Below are 16295 nucleotides of genomic sequence, written 5' to 3'. Positions count from 1 at the left end.
GAAGCCAGCAGAAATCAACTCGACCTGTTCTGACAAGGAGTCTTTCCATGATCCTGATCACCGATCCACTGCGCGCACGACTGCTCGCCAATGGCGCCGCCGACGCCGACATCGACCATTTTCCCGTTGTGAAACTGTTCGATCCGACAGGTGCCGCGACGTGGCTTCTGAGCGAACTCGACGCCGATGGCGACACGCTGTTCGGTCTTTGCGATCTCGGCTTCGGCTTCCCCGAACTCGGCAGCGTCAGTCTGGCCGAGCTTGCATCCGCAAAAGGTCCGCTTGGCCTCGGCATCGAGCGCGACCTGCATTTCCAGGCGCGCTATCCGCTCTCCGCCTATGCCGAAGCCGCCCGCATTTGCGGCCACATCACCGAGGCCGAGCGACTTCTGCGGCAGGCAGCAGACGCCCTTTCAAAGCCCCATTCCGAGCTTCCGTCCGACACGGCGGAACAGCAGCGCCGATAGGCGCAAAAACCGTCCCGCCGCGCCGGCCGTCGGCCTCTGCGGCGGGGACAACCTCACCAAAGCGAAGGAGAGTAGCCATGCAGCTTGCCCACATCCCCTTGGATCACCTCAACATTTCCGCGCTCAACATGCGCCGTGGAAAACGCGCGCCCGACATATCCGACATCCTGCCCTCCGTGCGTGCGCGCGGCGTGCTGGTGCCACTCCTTGTGCGGCCGAACGGCCAGCCGGAAACCTTCGAGATCGTCGCCGGCAGGCGGCGCTATTTCGCCGCCAAATCGCTTGCCGACGAGCGCGGCGAAGGCGATCCCTTGCCCTGCGCCATCATGGAAGACGGTGACGACGCCGATGCGCTGGAAGCTTCGCTGATCGAAAACCTCGCCCGTCTCGATCCTGACGAAGTATCGCAATGGGAGACGTTTTCGCGGCTCGTCAGGCAAGGCCGCACCGTTCCGGACATCGCTGCGACCTTCGGCATCACTGACCTGAAGGTCAAGCGCATTCTGGCGCTTGGCGCCCTCTTGCCCAAAATTCGCGAAGCCTATCGCCGCGAGGAGATCGACGCCGAGACGGTGCGCCATCTCACCATGGCGTCCAAGGCGCAGCAGAAGGACTGGCTGGCACTCTGTGCCGATCCCGATCAATACGCGCCGCGTGGCTTTCAATTGAAGCAATGGCTGTTCGGCGGCCAGTCGATTTCCACCAAGGTGGCGCTGTTTGCCATCGACGAATATCCCGGCCTGATCACCTCGGACCTGTTCGGCGAGGACAGCTATTTCGCCGATGCCGACCTGTTCTGGCAAAAGCAGAACGAAGCGATTGCCGCCAGACGCGACACCTATCTCAACGACGGCTGGAGCGAGGTGGTGCTGCTGGAGCCGGGCCAGTATTTCCACGCATGGGACCACGAGAAGACCCCGAAGAAGAAGGGCGGCAAGGTCGTCATCACTGTCTCGCATCGCGGCGAGGTCGAGTGTCACGAGGGCTGGCTGTCACGCAAGGAAGCGCGCCGCGCCCGCGAGGGCGGCGAGCAAGAAGAAACAGCCGCCAAGCCGCCGCGCCCCGAACTCACCGGCCCGATGCAGAACTATGTCGATCTGCATCGCCATGCGGCCGTGCGCGCGGCCATGCTCGACCATCCCGCCGTGGCGCTGCGACTCGTGGTGGCGCACGCCATCACCGGTTCCGGCTTGTGGCTGGTGCGCCGTGAGCCACAGCGCGCGGCCAACGAGACGGTGACTGCCAGCCTTGCCGACTGCAAGGCCGAAGCCGCATTCGGCAAAAAGCGGCGCGAAGTGTTGGCCCTGCTCGGATCACCGGATGAGGATGGCGTGGTCGCCGGCGGCAATGGCGACGCCTTTGCTATCGCCCGCGTCTTCGCGCGCCTCTTGGCGCTGTGCGACGACGATGTCATGCGCGTTCTCACCCTTGTCATGGCCGAGAAGCTTGCAGCCGGCAGCGCCGTCATCGAGGCGCTCGGTAACCATCTGAACGTCGATATGGGCACATTGTGGCAACCGGACGACGCCTTCTTCGACCTCTTGCGCGATAAGGAAATCGCCAATTCGATGGTGGCCGAGGTCGGCGGCAAGCTGGTCGCGGATGGCAATGTCGCCGAGAAGGTCAAGACGCAAAAGAAGATCATCCGCGACTTCCTGGCGGGCGAGAATGGCCGCCAGAAGGTCGAGACCTGGCTGCCGCGCTGGATGAAATTCCCGGCCGAAAGCTACACCAGTCGCGGCGGTTTCCGCACCGCCGATCAGTGGGCACAAGTGCAGCCGCTGTTCGTCCGCGAATAATCGATCAGGGCCCGAGCGGCGGTTCTCTCGAGTGCCGCCGCTCAGGTCGCGCGCGCCGCTCCGGGCCGCGCCGGCTGCCGATTGGCGTCTTGTCGAGCCAGTGCCGCGCGCGAGAAATCCCGACGCCAATTCGCCCCCGTTTCGGCAGCCCTGCACCACGCCGGGTTGCTTGCCGAGGCGCCAGGCGCATGGGTCCAATTGTCCGATCCGGTTGCCGACAGAGCCCGCGCAGCCAGCCCCCTGCATTGCCGCACGCTCTTGTGCCGCCGATCGCGCCACCTGTCTCCATGTGTCTCAGGGACCATTCCCCTGCGGCTGGCTTGACGACCTATGGGCGGATCCGGCCCGCCCGAAACCCTCGCCAGCAGCTTTTTTCCCCGCCGCCTGCGGCGGCTTCCTCGCGCCGCTTCGCTTCAAAAAAGCTGCCCGCTCGGGTCCTTCGCTATCGCTGCGGCCGTCCCGGTTCCGGCGGTCCGGACGCGCCCATCACGGTCCGCCATCGCAGGGGAATGGTCCCCTGCGAGCACCAAAGGAGACTGAAAATGACCGCGATCGGATACGTTACCAAACAGGAAAACGGCGGCTACAAGGGCCAGCTCAAGACGCTTAGCGTCCGCGCCGACATCGACATCGTGCCCAATCAGGCAAAGAGCGCCGACACCCATCCCGACTTTCGGGTGCTGACGCAAGGGGTCGAAGTAGGGGCCGGCTGGATCCGCACCGGCGAGACCTCCGGCAAGGACTATGTGAGCCTGTCGATTGCCGCCCCGGAGTTCGGCCCGCGCAAGCTCTACGCCAATCTCGGCCGCGCCGCCGGCCAGGATGATGACGACACATACGCCATCATCTGGAACCCGGTCGACTGAACCGCCTGCCTCGAGCCTCGCGCCGCAATCGGCGCGGGGCTCTTTCGGGAGGGGGCGGCGAAAACTCGCCCCCCACTCTTCGCCCGTCCCCAACACGATCTCGCTCGCCGATCCTCGGCTTCGCTTGTCCGTAACGAAACGAGGACCATCATGGACGACGAAAACGAACGCGCGGCCCGCGCGAAGAAGGGCAGTCCGTTTCTCAACACCGCGCAGGCCGCCTTCTATATCGGGCTGTCCCAGCGCACGCTGGAGAAGATGCGGCTCAAGGGCGGTGGCCCGCAATTCCGTAAGCACGGCCGCTATGTCCGCTATCACATCGACGAGCTCGACGACTGGTCGAAGGGACGCGCGCAGGCGACCAGGCCCGAGGATGGCGGGCACGATTCCGGCTCGGCCGGTGAGGGAGGCCGCTCATGAGCCGGCGTCCCACTATCCGTCTGATCGGCAGCCATCTGCGGCGCATTCGGGCGCGCAAGACGATCGCCGTGGCTAGTGTAGGCCTCAGCCTGATCGGCTTCGCCGCCTTCGGCAAACCATCGCCCTGGCTGGTCTGGAACGCCTCGGAGAGTGCGCCGGTCGGCCTCTATCGCCTCGCGTCCGGATCACCGGCTCGGGGCGACCTCGTGCTCGTCCGCCCGCCAAAACCGGTCGCCGATCTCGCCGCCGAACGCTTCTATCTGCCCAGCAATGTGCCGCTGGTCAAGCGCCTTGCCGCGCTGCCTGGCGAGCATGTCTGCGCCTTCGGCGACGCCATCATCATCGGCGGCGAGATTGTCGCGCGCCGGCTGGCAACCGACACGCAGCACCGTCCGCTGCCTTGGTGGAATGCCTGCCGCAAGCTCGCCGCCGACGAGTTTTTCCTGCTCGGCAACGATAGAAACCGCTCCTTCGACAGCCGCTATTTCGGGCCGGTGCCGGCCGAAAATATTGCCGGGAGGCTCGTGCCGCTATGGACCGAGTAACCCTCCTGATGCTGGGCATGGTCGCGATAGCGCCATGCGCCTGTTCCGCCGCGACCGACGCTCAGCCGGCCGCCATCTCCCGTGGTCCGCAGCTGGCAAGATGGCAGCCCTTGGTAGCCGAAGCAAGCCGGCGTTTCAGCATTCCGCAGCCCTGGATTTATGCCGTCATGGATGCCGAAAGCCGGGGGCAGACAATGCGGGACGGACGGCCGATCGCCTCACACGCCGGCGCCATTGGCCTCATGCAGGTGATGCCCGGCACCTACGAGGAGATGCGCGCAGAGCTTGGCCTGGGGGCCGATCCGCACGACCCTCGCGACAACATTCTGGCAGGCACTGCCTATCTGCGCGCCATGTATGACCGCTTCGGCTTTCCCGGCCTGTTTGCCGCCTATAACGCTGGGCCGGACCGCTACGAACAGCATTTGCAGCGTGGGCGACCGCTGCCCAGCGAGACGGTTTCGTATTTGGAACAGCTCAAGGCTGCCGGGATTTCGGCCGCCGACATGGACGCGTTCACCGGCAAATCCCGTTCCGGAAAAGCGCCGGAAATCCCGTCCGGGCAGTCGCTGTTTTTCCTGCGAAACGGTGTTTCCGCGACCGATCCGAATGGCCAAATTGTGGTGCCGCTCGGATCGGAGCGAGCAAGGTCAGGCCGGCCGGATCGCAGGTGAGGGCAGGGGTACCGTGGGTCGGGCGGGGCAGGGAGGCAGGTCCGGGAAGGCAAGATAAAGGCATCGCCTCCTGGAGGCGGCGAAGTCTTTGTCTGCACATTGCTTTTCATGGAGGCTGCCTTCAGCGTCAGGAGAGCTTCTGCTGACAAAGCTTTGATTTTGCGCAAGATTACTAGGAGGCTCAATGCAGGATGAAGAGTTCAAGCCGAGCCTGGGCAAAATCGGATCGCGCGGCTCGAAGGCAGGCAAGCGTTTCGCCGGCCAGATCCGCGCCGCGATCAACCGAGCCGGCGGCGGCAGCGGTCGCCGTGGCCGCTTCATCGGAAGCCGGGCGGGGCGCGGCGGGGCTGCTGCCGCCGTTCTCAGAGCGCGCGACCCCCACGCGGCGTTTCGGCAGCGGCGCGCCGTCGTCAAGGCCCGTATCGTCAAGCTGGCCGGCAAGGGTGTTGACGGGGCACGTGCACACCTTCGCTACCTCCAGCGCGACGGCGTGAACCGCGAAGGCGAGCCTGGCGAGCTCTATAGCGCCGACAGCGACCGCGTCGATGGTAAGGCCTTCATCGATCGTGCCGATGGCGACCGGCATCAGTTCCGCTTCATCGTCGCCCCTGAAGACGGCATCGAGTATGATGACTTGAAGCCGCTCACGCGGCGCCTCATGGCGCAGATGGAAGAAGACCTCGGCACTAGGCTCGACTGGGTGGCCGTCGATCATTTCAACACTGGTCATCCGCATACCCATATTATCGTCCGCGGCAAGGACGACCGCGACGAAAACCTCGTCATCGCGCGGGACTACATCTCGTCTGGAATCCGTGAACGGGCGGCCGAGCTGGTCAGCCTCGACCTTGGCCCGAGAACGGACCGCGAGATCGAGCAACGCCTGCGCCACGAAATGGAGCGGGAACGCTTCACCAGCATCGATCGGCAGCTGCTCCGCATGCGCGACCATGAGGGGCATGTCTCACCGGCCAGCCGAGACACGTTTCGCCAGACGCTGCACCAGGGCCGCCTGCGCAAGCTCGAGCGGATGGGTCTGGCTGAGGAAGTCGGCTCGGGCCGCTGGCGCCTTGATGGCGAGCTTGAAGCGACGCTGCGCCGCATCGGCGAGCGGGGCGACATCATCAAGACCATGCACCGCGAACTGACCGGCAAGGGGCTCGCCCGCAGTGCCGCCGACTATGTTGTCCATGATCGATCTGCAGAGCAGATGCAGCCTGTCGTCGGCCGCATCATTGCGCGCGGCCTGGCCGACGAAATCACTGACCGCCATTACCTCGTCGTCGACGGCGTGGACGGCAAAAGCCACTATGTTGATATCGGCAAAGGCGAGGCCACCCAACCGACGCCAGAGGGCTGCATAGTGCGGGTCACGCCGAGGGACACCGGGCCAAGGCAAGTCGACCGCACAATTGCCGAGATCGCCACGGCCCATGACGGGCGCTACAGCATCGATATCCATCTCAAGCATGACCCGTCGGCCACCGAACGCTTTGCCGAAACGCACGTGCGGCGACTGGAGGCGATCCGCCGGGCGACCGGTCGAGTCGAGCGCGAGCCGGACGGCACCTGGATCGTCGCACCGGATCATCTCGACCGTGTGTCTGACTACGAGCGTAAGCGGGCCGGGGCCGAGCCTGTCACGGTTGACAAGCTCTCATCCACGCCGCTGGAACAACAAGTCAGCTTCGACGGCGCCACCTGGCTCGATCGAGAGCTGGTTTCCGACACACCGGAGGCCTTGCACAGCTCTGGTTTCGGCCGCGATGTCCGAGAGGCGCAAGGCCGCCGACGGCAGTGGCTGATTGCGCAAGGTCTTGCTCGGGAAGAGCAGGATCGGGTCATCTATCGCGCCAACATGCTTTCGATCCTGCGTCAACGTGAGCTGAACCGTGTTGCCGGCCAGTTGTCGAACGAACTCGGTCTGCCCTATTCTGAAGCCCAGAGTGGAGATCGAATAGAAGGCACGCTCCGCCGCTCCGTCGAGCTCGCCGGCGGAAAATACGCTGTCATCGAGAAATCGCGCGAGTTCACGCTGGTACCATGGCGGCCAGTGCTTGATCGGCATATTGGCAAGGAGGTGTCTAGTGTCATGGGTGGGGAGGGGATTTCATGGACCATCGGCCGGCAGAGAAGCGGACCAAGCATTTCGTGACATGGCTACACAACTTCTTTTGCCCGCGTTGAAACAGGTACTCAGTCCGGACGGAGTTCGCCTGCTAATTGCCCGCGGCATTGATCTCGCGAGGGATAAATGGCTGGTCGTGCAAGACTTATCGTTCGCTCTACAAAAAGCGCCGCGATGATTCATCGTGTTCCATGATTCTGAGCCAAAACCCTCCTGCGCCACCACGGCACTCTTCCCGGTGCCACGGAAGCCGCGCCGACGCGGCGGTGCCGGCCTGGTTGCGCAGGGCTGCCCCCGACCCAAACAGTTGCGGCGCATTGAGGACATTGCAATCACTGACGGTGCGGCCATCGGCGCGCTCGATGCGATGGTCCGCCAGCTAGAGAGGTGGGCTGGCGCCTGGTGACAGCGCCTAGGGCTTTCGGCGGCCGTGGTACGGCGAAGCAGGCTCGCGGCGTCGAGGATGAAGCCGCACTTCGCGATGTTCTTCTGCTCACACGACCGGGAGACAAGGTCGACACCGCGGGCCCGATGCTGTTGACCGGGCGTGAACTGGCAGCCCATCCCGCTGAGGATCTTCTAACGGGAGAAACCTCGCTGCGGTGGGGAAGATTTCGATCGTCGCCCGCGACGACGAGGCGGTCAGCGACCTGACCAGACGAGCTCGGCAGCTTTCCGCTGCGGCATGGTGACCGGCGCGATCATGGCCGCCGAATGAGATCGCTTCGAACGCACCGTCGGATGCTGGCTCGCCGACGCTTTACTGGCGCAGCGCCTGGGAGGGGCAATGCGGTGCCGCTACTGGGCACCGAGGCAGCTTTGGGCATGAGACCCGATCAATCGCGCCGGGCCGCGACGGTCATTGCGGCATCTGGAGTCGAGGCCGGGCGCGAACGTCCTCCAGGCCGCGCCGGTCCGGCGAGGCGGTCGAAATATCGCGAAAACTTGGCCACCGCGTGCACGTAGGATCGCTGGGTGGCCGGCGACAGATTGCGGATCGTCATGTCCTCGATCATGCGTCGGCGAAGAGGGCTCAACTCGGCCATCTCAAACTCCTGTTCTCAAGATTGCGCTTCAACAGCCGCAATCCTTCAAAAGAAGCGTCATCCGCAAACCCACGCACCAAATGACGCGTCAGCGGCTTCGTTCAATCCCTTTATGGGTCCGGACCCTAGCACTACTTTGGCAGATTTTTAGCGGAGATGGTTCTGCGGCAGTGGGGACAACGGATTGGGGGCGGCTGCGCGAGCGCGGTGAGGATGGCTTGCCTGACGGCGGGTAGGCTCGGTTGGGGCGGCGGGCCGAGGATTCTTTTTTCCCCCTCCCGCTTGTTTGAGGCGGCGAGATTGCAGGAAGGCGTAGGCGATCATCGTCATCAGCGCGTGCCGGTGCAGGCCCGTCCATGAGCGCCCCTCGAAGTGGTCGAGGCCAAGTTCCTCCTTGAGCTGCTGATGCGCCTGTTCGCAGACCCAGCGCGCCTTGATGGCGCCTGCGATCTGCTTGAGCGGGGTGTCGGCGGGCAAGTTGGAGAGGTAGTATTTGCGCTCGCCGGTCGAGCGGTGCTCGCCGATCACCCAGACCTCCTCGCCAGGCAGATGCTGAGCGCCCATGTCGCGGATGCGCTGGGGTGGGCCATCTGCAACCCGGACACGGACAGCGGCGAAGCGGGCCGAGAGGCGGCCTTTGGTGCCACGCCGCCAACTGACCGTCCGCCATTGGGCTTTTTCCAGCATCGCCTGCGCGGCCATCGACTTCACATCGGGGATATGCCGGCGGCGCGGGCGGCCGTGTCCGGCAACGGGGAAGATCATCGCCACGTCGGCGGCATAGACCTTCTGCTTGAACGGGATACCGACGGCCCAGGTAAGGCCGCGCTCGGTGAGCGCCTGCCGGAAGGGGGCGCTCAAGCCATATCCGGCATCGGCGAGCACGCAGCCAAAGCGTAAGCCGGCTGCGCGAGCCCGGTCGATCTCGGCCAGCGCGATTTCGGGCTTGGTCCTGTAGGCACGATGGTCCTCGGGCACACCGGCACGGTCGAGCCGGGCGGGATCGGAAGTCCAGCTCTCGGGCAGAAACAGTCGCAGCCCCACCATGACCGGCACTTCGCCAGAGGCCAGCGTCAGCGACACCAGCGTCTGGCAGTTGGCGTTCTTGCCAAGTGCCGAGGCATATTGCGGCGCGACGCCGACCGAGTGGCGCCCCTTCTTGGGGAGCGCGGTGTCGTCCACGATCAGCCACGCATCGTTCCCGCCAACTTGTCTGTCGGCCTCCGCGAGCAGCACCTTCTCCAGCGGCGCAGCATCCCACACGCCGCTCGCGATGAAGTGGTGCAGCTGGTCATAGTTGACGCCTGCGTCGCGCGCAGCCATCGGTTGGACGCTCTTGCGATCCCCAAGGCCAATCAGCCCAGCAATATAGGCCGGACACATCCGCGCACGCGTCTTGTGCCTCAACGCCGAGACGAACGGCTCAAGCCACCGCTCCAGATCGAGTTGCCAATCCCTGTTCATGGCCGGCCCCTCCAACAGCCGACCTCTCATGAATCACGCAAAACCGCTCTTGGGAATCCTCGAAACGCTCCCGGAACTAAAAATCTGCCAAAGTAGTGCTAGCAGGTTGTGACCATTGCTGTGGCAATGCAGCAGTCCTGGATGGCTGCATCAAATAAGTTCCAAGATGCCCCGGGTGCGCTTCCACCGGACCACCTGGACGCTGCAGTTAAATGCACAAATCCACGCGCGTGCTGAAGCATCGTGAAAAATTCATGGATTATGACCCGATCCAATTTCGGTCGATGAATCAGCGCCCTTCGCCGGGGCTGTCGGTCCGCATCGCGCCTGACAGCGGCGCTATGCTGGCGCTCCCATGGCCGCCCTGTTGAACCGCTTTCTCCAGCACCGAACTGAATTGGTCCCGCTGGCGGACATTTCGATGCTTCCGCCTTGCGGGCCTTCTTTGTTGCGGCCGGCTCTGCGGCACGGCTGCGCCGACGTGAACGTGCTTGGCGGCACGTTTTGTGAGGGAGGGAAAGAGGCGCGCGGCCCTCTCCCTGCAAGTCGCCGCTGGCGGATTCCTCCGTCTGCCCGCTTCGCTCCGTGCAGACCGGGGAGACCCCTCCGCCCCCTTGCTCGCGCTGCTCGCCACGATGCCGGGGGACAGGCGACCTGAACCCGTGCCCAAGCCGATCTGATGGCAGCGGTGGGGCTGGACATGGGCCCGTGGTGGACATACGTGCCACACAAATCCTCATGCTCGCCTAACCGGCTGCAACGTATGGCAATCCGGGCAGACCCGACGAAAGAAGGAGTAGGTCTCGGCCATTCCCGTGTCCGAACCCAGAAAAGTTACTGGTTTCCTTACGGGCGCGATACAAAGGGCACGGGCTGGACTTGGCTGCCGGGGGCGGGGCTTGTCGACCGCTCGATCGAAAGTGAGAGACGAGGAGGAGAATCACCGACCTGCAGAGCGGCAAGGCGCTCGCCTACCTCCCTGTCAGTCACCGTTAGCCGATGGTTTAGACGAAGATAGTCCGTCCATGTCGGCGTGCGGAATGTCTCGGTCCAAAGAGTCGAGTTCTGAAGATCGCGCTGGAGGGTCCAGTCCCGCGCACCGGCACGGCTCTGAACGCGCCGCCTTTCGCGCATGCAGCTCAGAAACTCCTCGATATTCTCCTCGGGTATCGAGTACTCCACCTTGATCACGATCGGGCCGCTCCTGGGCTTCAAATCGAGGGCCAGTTCTGGTGGCCTGAAGTCGAAGGCCCCTTGATCCGATTCCTCCCATAGCCGTACCGGCAATAGCTTTCCCACAGCTGCAACCAGCAACAGCGCCGCTGCAGCACCTTCCAAAGCCCACGTCAGGGAATAGTACTGCGCGACAGCACCCCAGATCCAGCTGCCCGCTGCCATGCCGCCGTAGGTCAGGGCGTAATAGATCGACAGGGTGCGACCAACGACCCACCTTGGGCTTGCCAACTGCACACACACGTCGGTTCCGGTCCAGGTGACAACCCAGCCTGCGCCAGCGATTGCAAGCGCGATCGCTGCTACAGCCACCGATGATGTGAGAGCCAGTAAAAGGCAACACGTTGCGCAAGCAACGGATGCGAGCGTGATCAATCGATTTTGGGACGTGATGCGTCTGAAGTAGCTATTGCCAATGCCCGCGATGAAGGCGCCTGTGCCGAAGCCGGCTAACAGGACGCCGTAAACAATTGGCCCCCCCGCCAGTTGGTCGCGAACCACGAGGGGGAGCAGAGCAAGGATCGAGATGCTTGACAGCCCGAACAGGGTTGCGCGCACGATCGCCACTCTGATCTCCGAGGAGATTGCCGTGAAGCGCATGCCATCATGAATGGCCGTCGTCATCCGCTCGCGCGGAAGAGGCGAAGAGCGAACTTGCCACTTGGAGCGCAGCACAGCGCTCAACGGGACCAGGTCGGTCAGCGCAGCGAAGGCGAAAGCCGTAAGGGGGCCCAGCAAAGCCAAAATTACACCGCCCAGCGCCGGTCCTATACTCCGAACCACGTTGTACCCCACCGACATCAGCGTCACTGCAGCGGGTATGTCGCGCTTTTCCAGGATGTCGCCGACCGAGGCGTGCCAGGCTGGATCATTCAAGGCAAAGCCGCATCCCGCCAAGAAACTCAGTCCCAAGATCAGCCATGGACTGACAAAGCCCAGTCCAACAGAGAGAGCCAGCGCCGTGGATGCCAGTGCGATCAGGCAATGTCCGGCAAGCATCACGCCGCGGCGGCTGAAGCTGTCTGCAATCGCTCCAGCAAGGATCGACAAGAAGAAGGCGGGCAGTGTCGATGCAGCCTGCACGAGCGCAACCATCAGATCGGAGGCTGAAATCGTTGCCATAAGCCAGCTTATAGCCACGCTCTGCACCAGCCAGCCAAGGCTGGATATCTGCGTGGCTGTCCAGATCGAACGAAAGACCGGATTCTGAAGAGGGATCAGTGTGTTTGCCGCAAAGGGCGGGGAATCTTGACGCCGCATGACTTCTCACCTCCACCACGTAGTTCTTTCACTCACTCTCTCGCTGACAGCGGTGCGCTTACGCACAGCTGCGTCACAACCAAGTTCCGATATCGCGCTCGCAACAAAGTAGATGTCGCATCCACGGTGCTGATGCGCGATGAGTGTGCCAGTTGGGCGTCAGCTGGTCTGGGTCGCGCAGCCCGATGGGGTGCGGTCTGCCCTGCGACTCTTGGCCTTGGACGGTGCTACCGCCCCGATGGCCGGGTTGTCAAACTGCCACGGTGCTAGCAGCGCCCATCCCATCCTGACAGGCATGAGCGTACGACGCAGCGCATCGCTGGTATCGGAGGCGGGTGCAAGATCAAGGGTGGCATCGTCTTGACAAGTACGAGCTGGTGGACGCCTTCGCCCGACCTATCACATCGGCGATTTATGGGGCCGCCGTTCAACTCGTTGGTCTATGCACAAAAAACATAATACGCTTCAAAAGACGTTTCGTGTCGGCGCAGGCGCCGAGGAGGGCGCGGAAGCCTTCACCATCGTCATCCCGCCACCGAACGTCACTGGCTCGCTGCACATGGGCCATGCGCTCAACAACACGCTGCAGGACATTCTGGTGCGCTTCGAGCGCATGCGCGGCAAGAACGTGCTGTGGCAGCCCGGCATGGATCACGCCGGCATCGCCACGCAGATGGTGGTCGAGCGCCAGCTTATGGAGAAGCAGATCCACCGCCGTGACCTGACGCGCGACGAGTTCATTGAGAAAGTCTGGGAGTGGAAAGCCGAATCCGGCGGCGCGATCTTCAACCAGTTGAAGCGGCTGGGGCCTCGGCCGACTGGAGCCGAGAACGTTTCACCATGGACGAGGGCCTGTCCAGGGCGGTGCTCGAAGTGTTCGTCACGCTCTACAAGGAAAGGCCTGATCTACAAGGACAAGCGCTTGTCAACTGGGACCCGAAGCTCTTGACCGCGAGTCCGACCTTGAGGTCGAACAGCAGGAGGTCAACGGCAATCTCTGGCATTTCCGCTACCCCGTCGAGGGCGAGGTTTTGGATCCGGAAAATCCTAAAACCTTCATCACCGTGGCGACGACCCGCCCGGAGACGATGCTGGGCGATATGGCGGTCGGCGGTGCATCCCGACGACGAGCGTTTCCGGCATCTTGTCGGCAAGAACCTCATCCTCTGCCGATCGTCGGCCGCAGGATCGCGGTGGTGGCGGACGAGTATTCTGATCCGGAGAAAGGCAGCCGCGCGGTCAAGATCACGCCGGCGCACGACTTCAACGAATTTGAGGTCGGCAGGCGCCATAAGTTGCCGGCGATCAATATTCTCACCATAGAGGGGCGGTCACCCTCACGGACAATGACGACTGTCTCGCCGGGCTGGAGGTGGCGCCGTAGCGCCATGCGGTCCGGGACGAGCTCGACGGTCTGACGCTTACATCTCGCCGAACTGGTCCAAGCAAGCATGAATTCCATAACCAGGCGCCGACGTGGAACTATCTCGTCGTCCACGCCCACGGACGCATCACTGTCCGGGATGATGAGCGCTATGTGCGCCGTAACGTGGCGAAGCTCACTCACATGCATGAAGCCTCGCAGCCTGCCCCGTGGAAGATGGGCGACGCGCCGAAGGACTTCATTGACACGATGGTGAAGGCGATCGTCGCCCTGGAAATCGAGATCACCAGCCTGGTTGGTAAATCAAAACTCAGCCAGAACAAAGAGGTGCGCGACATTCAGAACGCTGGTGAAATGCTGAATGCCCGAGGCGTCAATGGGATGGGAGAAGCGATGCTCGCGGTTGCGGCGGCCAAATCCCAATAGCAACTATCTTGTCCCGACAAGCCGCTGGTGCTGGATTTCCAACGGGTGACCTTGAGAGACAAATGCTTCGGCTCGCCGGAAACGCGACCAGCATCTGACCACCCGCTATGCGGCAGATGGACAAGAACTCAGGCCGCCATCGCCAGCCACATCCGCAATGCCGCCGGATCGATGGAAGCTGCTTACCCCGCCAGTCTCTCCGGTCATGCCGCCTGCGTCGTTAATACCTTGAACAGCAGCCTGGCGGTTAAACCGCCTTGCGTGTTCGGTATGGCGGCACAGCGGTTTGGAGATCGGCGAACGCCACGCCCCACGGTAGCGATGCCTCGCATGACCAAGCAGCGGCATGTGCGGCAGGCTTGCACCCGCTTCAGATGCGAGACGGGTCAAGACAATCATCCTGCACAATGCCACGCGGCGGTGAGCCGGTTTCGAAAAGGGCCGGCCCGGCCGTTCATACAAGTGGAGTTGGGGGCGCGGGGCCGGATCAAGCCTATCGCGTTGGACCCGCCGGGACCGCGCGTACATCATCCCGGCAACGCCAGGCGCTCGCCTCGCGTCATGCGGGCTTCGGCTTGGCGCGCCGAATGTCTGGACCGGCATCGCGGAGCAATGGCGCACCAGTCTACGACATGGTGCGTAGTCGCCATGCTGCCCCTGGCCAGATCGTAGATGACCTCGGCTTGTTCGCCATGGCGAGCCGAAGCACGTTGACGGCCGTGCCGGGTGATGCGCCGTCCCAGACTATCATCCCAAAATCGGCGCGCGCCATCTCCCGGTCTTTGGCGGCGTAGATCCAGTATCCTCTAGCACCTTTAGGAGACGGGACCCGGTAGGCAGCCCAGTCGCCCAGATCATTGCGGGGTTCCTTGGCCGCATGGAAGACCCCGACATGTTTGTAGCCGTAGCCCGCGAGCAGGCCCTGCGCCTCGGCATCGGCTCCAGACGCGTCGCCAATCAGCACGCCGTGCACGGCAACAACGATTGGGCGGATCCGAGCGATGGCAGGTTCCGTCAGCTCAAATATCTCGCGTGAACCCCCTATGAATATCATCGACATCATGACTTTCCCTTCTCTCCAGGGCTCCCTCGCTCTGACCGCCGTCTCCCTCTGGCCCTGCGTGAGGGGTCACTCGAACGCCGAGACGGCGAAGCCGGCTCGGGGAGCGGCGGGACGCCGCAACTAGAGCCCGGTCGGCGGCAGGCCGGCGCGCAGACCTGCCGCTTCCGGAGGCGCTACGCGCGCGGAGCTAGTGGCCTTTGTCGGCCAGCCAGAGGCTCACGTCCTGGATCGAGCGCATGAGCACCGACGGATTGTCCCGCGCGGGAATGAAGCCCCAGCTCTGCCAGTTGCGCTCGGCCTCGGCGTCTATCGCCCGCACCACCACCGCGCGGCCGCCGACGATGTCGGCGCCGGCGACGCAGCGATACAGCGCGTCCTTGACCAAGCCGCTACCGACGCCTTGTCCGGCATAGCGGTGGTCGATGGCGAGTTGTCCGATCAGCAGGCAGGGGATGGGATCGGGCGGGCGTCCGGTGCGGATGGCGCGCGGTGCGCTATTTGGCTGGATCACGCCCGGCGCGAGGCCGTAATACCCGACGACTGTTCCCTCGTCGTGAACGACCAGGACGCGGGTAAACCCGCGGGCCTGGTTCGTTCGCGCGAAGCCGGCCAGCCAAGCATTGAGCGCCGGCTTGCCGCAATCGAAGCTGTCGAGGCGGTGTGCGTGGTCGAGGAGTTCGATGCCTGAAAGCGCCACCTAGCGGTCCCAGGGCGGGGACCGACGCAGCCGCTCGGCCGCCTTCGCCGGGGGCGCAGCGGCCGGGGCTGAGATCGCCTGCATGAAGGCGTCATAGGCTTCCGGGGACACGCGGATGACGGTTTCGTTGAGGATGGCCGCCTGCGCCTCGTGCAGCGCGGCGCGCCGCATGAACTCCGTGCGCGACAGGCCGAGCAGCTCCGCGCCGCGGTCGATGATGGTGAGATCATCGTCGCGAAACCGCATCGAGACGGGTGCTTCCTTCCTGGTGGGTGTGGTGGCCATGGCGCGCTCCTGTGCTGCGGACGTATATACGTTAGTGTAACGCGGAACGCAATACTACGTTCCCTGGCGACGTCTCGTGGCGGATGGTCTCAGGATTTCTCGCCGCATCGGTTCTTCTCGGCTTCTCGCCCCAGTCGCCATTGCCGCAACCCAGAGCAAGGTGGCTTTGGTCAGCTCCGGCGGATCAATTACGGCTTAGAAAGCGCATTTGTTTTTGGCGGCCGGATGAGCGGGTCCAGAAGCGAAGTCGCTGCCATGACTGTCGCCGGACGAGCCCCGGCTATCCCGAAGCTGATGAACATCTGACGCGATGGCGACTTTCGGGCCGTCACGCCACAAAGGAGGAACGGCTATGAAGCCTGGGCGGCGGCACTTTCATTCTCAGGCGCCGCTCTATGCCACCTGTCGGCCAATGTGACATCGCCACTGCGGTCCTTCGAACAAGTCGATTCGATTCTGAATTTCGGCCTTTAGATGATTGTAGCGATTGAATCAGCGACAAGGGCTGGGCAATCGCGGTTGTGGTGACCGCGAGCCA

Annotated in this window: 12 protein-coding genes and 3 pseudogenes; 9 read left to right on the top strand and 6 right to left on the bottom strand. The window is 63.6% G+C overall.

The features are described 5' to 3' along the window. Positions 1-47: 47 nt before the first annotated feature. The 7 genes from NKG95_RS17310 (at position 48) to rlxS (ending at position 6926) form a co-directional block, all read left to right on the top strand. On the top strand, positions 48-467 hold the full coding sequence (locus tag NKG95_RS17310; RefSeq protein WP_352567089.1) for a DUF2958 domain-containing protein: 420 nt from the start codon (positions 48-50) through the stop codon (positions 465-467). A 77-nt stretch (positions 468-544) separates the two neighbouring features. Next, positions 545-2266 carry a ParB/RepB/Spo0J family partition protein gene (locus NKG95_RS17305; RefSeq protein WP_353041643.1) on the top strand — a complete coding sequence of 574 codons (1722 nt, stop codon included), beginning with the start codon at positions 545-547 and terminating at the stop codon, positions 2264-2266. A 542-nt stretch (positions 2267-2808) separates the two neighbouring features. Beyond that, positions 2809-3132 (top strand): DUF736 domain-containing protein, encoded by a 324-nt coding sequence (locus NKG95_RS17300; protein ID WP_023672372.1) that lies wholly within the window; start codon positions 2809-2811, stop codon positions 3130-3132. A gap of 150 nt (positions 3133-3282) precedes the next feature. Then, complete coding sequence (locus tag NKG95_RS17295) at positions 3283-3552, top strand: helix-turn-helix transcriptional regulator (RefSeq protein WP_352593330.1); 270 nt, start codon at positions 3283-3285, stop codon at positions 3550-3552. Continuing rightward, positions 3549-4097: a signal peptidase I gene (gene lepB, locus NKG95_RS17290; protein WP_353041640.1), complete on the top strand. Its 549-nt coding sequence runs from the start codon at positions 3549-3551 to the stop codon at positions 4095-4097. Before NKG95_RS17295 ends, lepB begins: the two co-directional genes overlap by 4 nt. Beyond that, positions 4085-4771, top strand: a complete 687-nt coding sequence (locus NKG95_RS17285; protein ID WP_353041638.1) for a lytic transglycosylase domain-containing protein — start codon at positions 4085-4087, stop codon at positions 4769-4771. The genes lepB and NKG95_RS17285 overlap by 13 nt, the downstream gene beginning before the upstream one ends. Positions 4772-4955: 184 nt before the next feature. After that, positions 4956-6926 (top strand): relaxase/mobilization nuclease RlxS, encoded by a 1971-nt coding sequence (gene rlxS, locus NKG95_RS17280; protein WP_353041637.1) that lies wholly within the window; start codon positions 4956-4958, stop codon positions 6924-6926. 859 nt (positions 6927-7785) lie between these two features. Here the strand turns inward: rlxS and NKG95_RS17275 are convergent. The 3 genes and pseudogenes from NKG95_RS17275 to NKG95_RS17265 form a co-directional block, all read right to left on the bottom strand. After that, positions 7786-7945, bottom strand: a pseudogene (locus NKG95_RS17275) (phage integrase N-terminal SAM-like domain-containing protein); the annotation flags it as partial. Between the two features lie 147 nt (positions 7946-8092). Then, positions 8093-9446 (bottom strand): annotated as a pseudogene (locus tag NKG95_RS17270) (IS701 family transposase). Between the two features lie 809 nt (positions 9447-10255). Further along, a complete protein-coding gene (locus NKG95_RS17265) occupies positions 10256-11902 on the bottom strand; it encodes an MFS transporter (RefSeq protein WP_352517878.1) in 1647 nt (548 codons plus the stop codon). Between the two features lie 442 nt (positions 11903-12344). Between NKG95_RS17265 and NKG95_RS17260 the strand changes: the two are divergent. Further along, positions 12345-13227 (top strand): annotated as a pseudogene (locus NKG95_RS17260) (class I tRNA ligase family protein); the annotation flags it as partial. An 89-nt stretch (positions 13228-13316) separates the two neighbouring features. Beyond that, entirely contained in the window at positions 13317-13712 is a 396-nt protein-coding gene (locus tag NKG95_RS17255) for an FMN-binding negative transcriptional regulator (protein WP_352453596.1), read from the top strand. Between the two features lie 625 nt (positions 13713-14337). On the opposite strand, the gene NKG95_RS17250 is transcribed toward NKG95_RS17255, so the two are convergent. The 3 genes from NKG95_RS17250 to NKG95_RS17240 all read right to left on the bottom strand — a co-directional run bounded on the left by NKG95_RS17250 (position 14338) and on the right by NKG95_RS17240 (position 15757). Then, positions 14338-14772, bottom strand: coding sequence for a hypothetical protein (locus NKG95_RS17250; RefSeq protein ID WP_353041635.1), 435 nt, complete (start codon positions 14770-14772; stop codon positions 14338-14340). A gap of 190 nt (positions 14773-14962) precedes the next feature. Next, a complete protein-coding gene (locus tag NKG95_RS17245; protein WP_353041633.1) occupies positions 14963-15472 on the bottom strand; it encodes a GNAT family N-acetyltransferase in 510 nt (169 codons plus the stop codon). Beyond that, entirely contained in the window at positions 15473-15757 is a 285-nt protein-coding gene (locus NKG95_RS17240; RefSeq protein ID WP_352453587.1) for a type II toxin-antitoxin system TacA family antitoxin, read from the bottom strand. Between the last annotated feature and the right edge of the window lie 538 nt (positions 15758-16295).

The organism is Mesorhizobium sp. M1423 (assembly GCF_040317575.1).
GTDB lineage: Bacteria > Pseudomonadota > Alphaproteobacteria > Rhizobiales > Rhizobiaceae > Mesorhizobium.
This window is presented reverse-complemented; position numbering and strand designations above follow the sequence as displayed.

Excerpts from the sequence above, each read along its gene's own strand:
- NKG95_RS17310 (WP_352567089.1), top strand. The coding sequence starts at position 48 with ATGATCCTGATCACCGATCCACTGCGCGCACGACTGCTCGCCAATGGC.
- NKG95_RS17305 (WP_353041643.1), top strand. The coding sequence starts at position 545 with ATGCAGCTTGCCCACATCCCCTTGGATCACCTCAACATTTCCGCGCTC.
- NKG95_RS17300 (WP_023672372.1), top strand. The coding sequence starts at position 2,809 with ATGACCGCGATCGGATACGTTACCAAACAGGAAAACGGCGGCTACAAG.
- NKG95_RS17295 (WP_352593330.1), top strand. The coding sequence starts at position 3,283 with ATGGACGACGAAAACGAACGCGCGGCCCGCGCGAAGAAGGGCAGTCCG.
- lepB (WP_353041640.1), top strand. The coding sequence starts at position 3,549 with ATGAGCCGGCGTCCCACTATCCGTCTGATCGGCAGCCATCTGCGGCGC.
- NKG95_RS17285 (WP_353041638.1), top strand. The coding sequence starts at position 4,085 with ATGGACCGAGTAACCCTCCTGATGCTGGGCATGGTCGCGATAGCGCCA.
- rlxS (WP_353041637.1), top strand. The coding sequence starts at position 4,956 with ATGCAGGATGAAGAGTTCAAGCCGAGCCTGGGCAAAATCGGATCGCGC.
- NKG95_RS17265 (WP_352517878.1), bottom strand. The coding sequence starts at position 11,902 with ATGCGGCGTCAAGATTCCCCGCCCTTTGCGGCAAACACACTGATCCCT.
- NKG95_RS17250 (WP_353041635.1), bottom strand. The coding sequence starts at position 14,772 with ATGTCGATGATATTCATAGGGGGTTCACGCGAGATATTTGAGCTGACG.
- NKG95_RS17240 (WP_352453587.1), bottom strand. The coding sequence starts at position 15,757 with ATGGCCACCACACCCACCAGGAAGGAAGCACCCGTCTCGATGCGGTTT.